The 1,389-nt window shown below is 35.3% G+C and carries 5 protein-coding genes; all 5 read right to left on the bottom strand.

Annotated features, from left to right (window positions below):
- Positions 1-385, bottom strand: a 385-nt coding sequence (locus tag AB3H90_RS14325; RefSeq protein ID WP_368016915.1) for an N-acetylmuramoyl-L-alanine amidase, incomplete at its 3' end; no start/stop codon positions are given.
- 10 nt (positions 386-395) lie between these two features.
- Positions 396-593: a phage holin gene (locus AB3H90_RS14320; protein ID WP_034698416.1), complete on the bottom strand. Its 198-nt coding sequence runs from the start codon at positions 591-593 to the stop codon at positions 396-398.
- Positions 593-814 (bottom strand): hypothetical protein, encoded by a 222-nt coding sequence (locus AB3H90_RS14315; protein WP_034698418.1) that lies wholly within the window; start codon positions 812-814, stop codon positions 593-595. The genes AB3H90_RS14320 and AB3H90_RS14315 overlap by 1 nt, the downstream gene beginning before the upstream one ends.
- 47 nt (positions 815-861) lie before the next feature.
- Complete coding sequence (locus AB3H90_RS14310) at positions 862-990, bottom strand: XkdX family protein (RefSeq protein WP_071856314.1); 129 nt, start codon at positions 988-990, stop codon at positions 862-864.
- A 1-nt stretch (position 991) separates the two neighbouring features.
- Positions 992-1,381 carry a hypothetical protein gene (locus tag AB3H90_RS14305; RefSeq protein WP_131773443.1) on the bottom strand — a complete coding sequence of 130 codons (390 nt, stop codon included), beginning with the start codon at positions 1,379-1,381 and terminating at the stop codon, positions 992-994.
- Positions 1,382-1,389 lie beyond the last annotated feature (8 nt).

The raw sequence follows: 1,389 nt of genomic DNA, 5'->3' as shown, positions 1-1,389 counted from the left end.
CTTTATAGTTTTTTTCAAAAGTTGCTTTATCATGTGTGTGCTGTAACTCAATCTGCACAGGACTGTTAGCATTAGCATACGAACCAGCACCGTACTGTACATAACCAGGTTGACCGACTTGATAAACAATTCCGCCGTCCCCCACAATGTAAGCAGTGTAAGCACTAATCCATGAACGTTGCATATACTGCGCTTCATTGCGTCCTGTTGCTGTTTCATTAGCCGTTTCATGCAGTAAAATGTACTGATTATTTGCTACTTGTGAGCTACCTTCGTTTGGGCCCAAATTAAATTCATTGTTAATCGTATAGGCAAACCCATTAATTGGCAATAAAAAAAGAGCCATTAATAGGCTCATCGCAGTAATAGTAATTTTCTTTTTCATTTGTTTCCTCCTATTTTTTCAAATTATAAGCCGACACGCCAGTGATAACGCCTAAAAATGTTGCTACTGCATTGATAGTGAGTACTGTCATATCTGTTCCATTCCATCCATACGCTTTTCCTAACGTGGCTACTAATACAGATAAAGCAGGCAATACCGTAAGTACTGTCCATTTAATAATTTGATAATATTTATCGGGTAAAATCATTACTTCTCGCCTCCTTTCATTTCTTGAATATCGTGTTCTGCTTCATTCATCCGTCCTTCTAATAGAAAAGTACGTTCAACAATATGGTTATGCTTTTCAACTTTTTTCTCCAATTGTTCAATTCGATAAATGGTCAGTTTATTTGAAAAAACAATGCCTGCAAACGTACCAACCAATGTTCCTGCAATACTTAAAGCAGAAATAATCGCATCAATATTCATAGTTCACCAACTTTCCAACAAAAAAAGCACACTCCACGGAGCATGCTTTAACTTTCTTTATTAATAATTTTATCTGCTTCTTCCTCTGTAATGCACAATGGAACAAATTGCCGAACTTGATCTGCAGTAAAACAATTCCAGTCATACATCATTTTAATATCATCATAGGAATACATATTATTTTCCTCCTTCATTTTCTGATAATTGAAGTTGACTTTTTAATGAATCGATTTCTTTACTATTTTGAATAGTTGTAAGCATTGTTTTTGAATTGATTTGTGCTAATGATTCAGCTTTTTTTGCTAGTTCTTCATTTGATTGTTTCAAGTTTTTGTTATCATTTTGTAAGCCTATAGATAGTTCTTCTAAAAGATTCAGTTTTTTAGAAACATCTTGGGTCACAACTTCTTCCCATTTCCGCTCCCTCGGATTCCAAAATTGGCGATCTAATGGAATATCTGGTAATGGCGGTACTGAGGTATAAGGGACTCCCTCTGGGAAATCATCTGGCATGTTCTCCCAGACCTTACAACCTACTGGATACATATATTCATACATTGTTTTCATCATTCATT

It is taken from the genome of Enterococcus sp. C63 (assembly GCF_040887215.1).
GTDB classification, from domain to species: Bacteria; Bacillota; Bacilli; order Lactobacillales; family Enterococcaceae; genus Enterococcus_B; species Enterococcus_B hirae.
Note: the sequence above shows the minus strand (reverse complement) of the source record. Positions and strands in the feature narration are given on the sequence as shown.

Excerpts from the sequence above, each read along its gene's own strand:
- AB3H90_RS14310 (WP_071856314.1), bottom strand. The coding sequence starts at position 990 with ATGTATTCCTATGATGATATTAAAATGATGTATGACTGGAATTGTTTT.
- AB3H90_RS14305 (WP_131773443.1), bottom strand. The coding sequence starts at position 1,381 with ATGAAAACAATGTATGAATATATGTATCCAGTAGGTTGTAAGGTCTGG.
- AB3H90_RS14320 (WP_034698416.1), bottom strand. The coding sequence starts at position 593 with ATGATTTTACCCGATAAATATTATCAAATTATTAAATGGACAGTACTT.
- AB3H90_RS14315 (WP_034698418.1), bottom strand. The coding sequence starts at position 814 with ATGAATATTGATGCGATTATTTCTGCTTTAAGTATTGCAGGAACATTG.